Origin of the sequence: Mycobacterium gordonae, from assembly GCF_002101675.1 — a bacterium.
Taxonomy (GTDB): Bacteria; Actinomycetota; Actinomycetes; order Mycobacteriales; family Mycobacteriaceae; genus Mycobacterium; species Mycobacterium gordonae.
Window position 1 is genome coordinate 1 of sequence record NZ_LQOY01000196.1, and the last position, 4,008, is coordinate 4,008.

At 63.1% G+C, this 4,008-nt stretch carries 2 protein-coding genes and 3 pseudogenes; 2 read left to right on the plus strand and 3 right to left on the minus strand.

The window, feature by feature from the left end; translation table 11 throughout:
- The 3 genes and pseudogenes from AWC08_RS24420 to AWC08_RS24430 all read right to left on the minus strand — a co-directional run.
- Positions 1 to 412: MmpS family transport accessory protein (locus tag AWC08_RS24420; RefSeq protein WP_085081474.1), on the minus strand; the 412-nt coding region annotated here is incomplete at its 3' end.
- A 218-nt stretch (positions 413 to 630) separates the two neighbouring features.
- Positions 631 to 937: pseudogene (locus AWC08_RS38630) on the minus strand (TetR/AcrR family transcriptional regulator); the annotation flags it as partial.
- A gap of 82 nt (positions 938 to 1,019) precedes the next feature.
- The gene (locus tag AWC08_RS24430; RefSeq protein WP_033721600.1) at positions 1,020 to 2,030 is read right to left on the minus strand and encodes an alpha/beta hydrolase; all 1,011 of its coding nucleotides are present in this window, start codon (positions 2,028 to 2,030) and stop codon (positions 1,020 to 1,022) included.
- Positions 2,031 to 2,307: 277 nt separating this feature from the next.
- Here AWC08_RS24430 and AWC08_RS24435 point away from each other — a divergent pair.
- Both AWC08_RS24435 and AWC08_RS24440 read left to right on the plus strand, forming a co-directional pair.
- Positions 2,308 to 3,596, plus strand: a pseudogene (locus AWC08_RS24435) (IS1380 family transposase); the annotation flags it as partial.
- A pseudogene (locus tag AWC08_RS24440) lies at positions 3,595 to 3,930 on the plus strand (IS5 family transposase); the annotation flags it as partial. The pseudogenes AWC08_RS24435 and AWC08_RS24440, both read left to right, overlap by 2 nt.
- Positions 3,931 to 4,008 lie beyond the last annotated feature (78 nt).

Sequence of the window (4,008 nt, forward strand, 5' to 3'; positions counted from 1 at the left end):
ACTTCACTATGCAGAACGTTTGCGCATTCATACCCTGACTCGACCTTTCGTCCTTGACCACCTCGTCCACGATGATCCGGCAGCCGATTTGGTTGCTGTCGCCCTGCGCGACGATGTTGACGCTCACCGAGGGCAGCGTCGAGGTAACCGAGAGCGTCCAGGGCAAAGGCACGTTGCTAGCTTTCTGGGGCTGGGCATTGATGTCCAAGTAGTTGATGTTGGCCACCGTCCCCGGGGGACCATAAACCTGGTAAACCACGCGCTTGGGATTGAACGGCTTGATCTCATCGGCGATGCCGCTGGTCATCGGGCGATTGTCGTGGACGCCGAAAAAGGTGCGAAGCCGCAGTACGCAGAAGCCCGCTACCGCCACCACCGCCACGATGACCAGGACGATCCACATTTTCTTCATCGCAGCGCCAACGTGAATCCTCCCCAGCCAACCATCTCCCGCTAGTTGGGCGCCCCACCGCCCGTTCGACTGGCTCGATCGCAACTTAGCGTTTGGCGCAAAGCCATTGCCGGCGGAAGGCTGCGCGGTCTCGCCTGGTTCCCGGCCATCGACAAGGTTGGCATCGTTTTCACCGGTTGCAGTTCGCCAAGCCACTGCGTCCTGGTCTCCTTTTCTGTTCATGAGGTTTCAGAGATGAGGCCGATGCACCTGGCGGTCAGCAGGCGGGTCAAGGCGGACGCGAAGCCCAGATTCCACTCGGGCGGAACGACTTGCGCGCCCTTTGCGTAGACATCGGTGAGCCGCTCTGGCGGGTTGGCGTCTGCCAGAGGGTGGCCACCAGCGAGTAGGCGGCCAACAGCATATCCAGTGATCCCGAACGGCCGAGCGCAGGCAACGAGCTCTCAATTGCGTCGGCGGGGATAGCGTCGCGGCGGTCCTGATCCGCTTGACCTCGACAACCCGTTCGTCGTCCACCTCGTGCTGCGACCGGCGTCTTGGTCCGCGCCGCACTTGAAGCCCTGCGCTACTGGCTGCTCTATGTTCCACGACCTGCGCGATGGGCGGATTATGCGCTGTTCTTTTCCGGCGCGGTGGTGAGATGACGGATAAACATCGCCACCTCCTCAACCGCGCGAAGCGCATCTGGGTTGACGTCGAAACCGAGCTGGAACATGTGCATCGCCTTGTGCCACTGCTGCACCCACACTGGTACGCCGTGAGCCCGCAGCCGGTCGGCCAGCGTGAGGGTGTCATTGAGCAGCATCTCGTGGGTGCCAACCTGGAGCAAAAATGGGCCAAGGCCATGCAGATCGGCCTCCGACGGCATCACTGGCGCCGCCCGGGTGCCGTTGACAGTACCGAAGACGTCATAGAGGAACTTCACCGTCATGAACGGAAACATCACGTCGCGATGGTCTTTGAGGGCCCGGTACTTCAGCCCCATATCCGACGACGTCAGCGGTGACATCAGCGCCTGACCCGCAGGCACCGGCAGCCCGCTGTCGCGGGCGGCCAGTGCGGTACCGGCAGCCACCATGCCACCGGCCGAATCTCCTGCTAGCACAATGCGATCCGCTGAAAAGCCGAGCGACATAACGTAGCGGTAGGCGTCGAGCCCGTCGGACACGGCATCCTCAAGGCGGGCCTGCGGGGCCAGCCGGTAACCGACATTGAATACCCGCGCGCCGGTCTCTTGGGAGAGCTTACCGACAAACCGCCGATGCGAATTGAGACCCAAAGTCACCAGCGCCGAGCCGTGGAAGTAGACGATAACCCGGTCGGACTGGCGGGCCGTCGGGAATACCACCCACTCGGCCGGACACTGTGGCAATGCGACGGGGGTCACTTGAGTTCCCGCCGGTGGCGGCACCACGCGCAGCGGTTTGTCGATGACGTCAAGGCGTGCACGCTGCAACAGGTGAGGACTGAAACGGTTGATGACTATGCCGATGACGGTCAAGGTAGCGAGCACTGGGCGCGCGAAGATAGCCGTCAATAACGCCAGCAGGCGCGACTGCCAGCAGATGGAGCCGAAGTGGGCGCTCGCGGGCCGATCCCGCCAATCAGACGAATTCACAGAGCCAACGGTATCAGGTACCGCATGTATTAGATACTATCTGTATGGGGTCCGCTGTAACGCGCGAAGGAGTGAGGACGGTAGCGGTCTGCACGTTCGACAGACCCCTCGCGATCGGACGGGAGGGGCCCAGATCGCCGACTTCACAATGCTAGCCTCGAGGTTTCATGTCGTTGGGGGTTGTGACGGCGTGTAATGCACGGAAGCGCCTGTCCTGCAGGGAATTCTTGGGATTGCTGAAGTCTCAAGATCCTCAAGCAGGAAGGCAACTCCGTAGGTGAAGCGTAACGCAGTTGGTGGGCTGGTCGTCGATGATGTCCGCGAGTCGTTGGTGACGTCATCGGGCGCGGCGATGATGAACGAGACGATCCGGGTTGCGGGCCTGGGGCTTGTCCTATCGAGGGCGCTGGGGCCGTGGCGGCTGGCGCGGGCCCGCCATGATCCGGGCAAGGTGCTGCTTGACGTGGCGATCGCGGTCGCGCTCGGTGGTGACTGTTTGGCCGATGTGGCCGCAGTCCGTGCGCAGCGCGACTTGTTCGGAGTCGTGGCCTCCGACCCGACTGTGTCTCGGTTGTTTGCGGCGTTGGCCGTCGATGACGCCACCACCGATGCTGCGGTCATGGCGCTGCGCTCGGCACACGCTGCAGCCCGTGACCGGGTCTGGTCACGGCGTCGGCCGCTGGCGGGAACACCGGGAACACGAGAGGGTGGGCAGGTCATCGTCGATATCGATGCCACCCTGGTGGCGGCGCATTCGGATAAGGAGGGCGCTGAGGCGACCCACAAGATGTCTTATGGGTTCGCCCCGATGTGCGCTTTTGTCGACCATGGCGAGCACGGCACCGGAGAAACTCTGGCGCTGGACCTACGCCCGGAAAGGCCTCGCCGTTCAATAGTTCTGATCACATCACAGTGCTGGGCGCCGCGCTGGAACAACTGCCCGCCGCCGAGCGGGGCCAGGTGCTGGTGCGCGCCGATGCCGGCGGGGCGTCTAAAGCATTCCTGCATCACCTCACCGACGCCGGATTGCACTATTCCATCGGGTTTCCCGCTCACGGCCCTGTCCAGGCCGCGATCGAGACGATTCCCGAGCAGGCTTGGGTGGCTGCGCTCGACAGTGACGGCGCACCTCGTGAGGGTGCGCAGGTCGCCGAGCTCACCAACTGGATGCCGACCCCGGTCAAACCCACCCGTTCGCCGGCCAAGTACGGCCCCCAGGAATGGCCACGCGGGATGCGAGTCATCGCCCGCCGTGAACGTCCTCACCCCGGTGCCCAGCTACGGCTGACCGACCATAACGGCTGGCGAATCACCTGCTTTGCGACCAACACTCGCGGAACCGGCTGGACGCTGCCGACCCTGGAAGTGCGTCACCGCCAACGCGCCCGCGCCGAAGACCGTATCCGCTGTCTGAAGGACACCGGCCTGCGTAACCTGCCTTTCCACAGCTACCGGGCCAACCGGATCTGGCTCGAAGTCGTCGCCCTGGCTGGCGACCTGATCGCCTGGACTCAAACCCTGGCCTTCGAGCGTCATCAACCCGCCCGCAGCCAAGATCGATCTCGTGACACGGACGGGTGTGATTTGTGATGAGTTTTGGGCGGTGGTCGAGCCGTTGATGCCGTCGCATGACGGTAAGCGAGGCAACAGGTTTCGTGATCACCGGCTGATCCTGGAAGCGATCGCCTGGCATTTTCGCACAGGATGCCCGTGGCGGGACCTGCCCGCCGAATTCGGGCCGTGGCAAACAGTGTGGAAACGCCATCACCGGTGGTCGCTGGACGGCACGTACGACGAGATGTTCGCCCGGGTCGCGGCCTCGTTCGGGTTCGACGCCGACGTGCACGCCGACATCGAAAAGCTGTTATCAGTCGATTCGACCAACGTGCGTGCCCATCAACGGCTCTTCGTAATTCAGAGTGCATTGACAAGTTGGTGGAGTGCTCCGCTGTGTAGTAGTGAGCGCCAACGGTAGTGG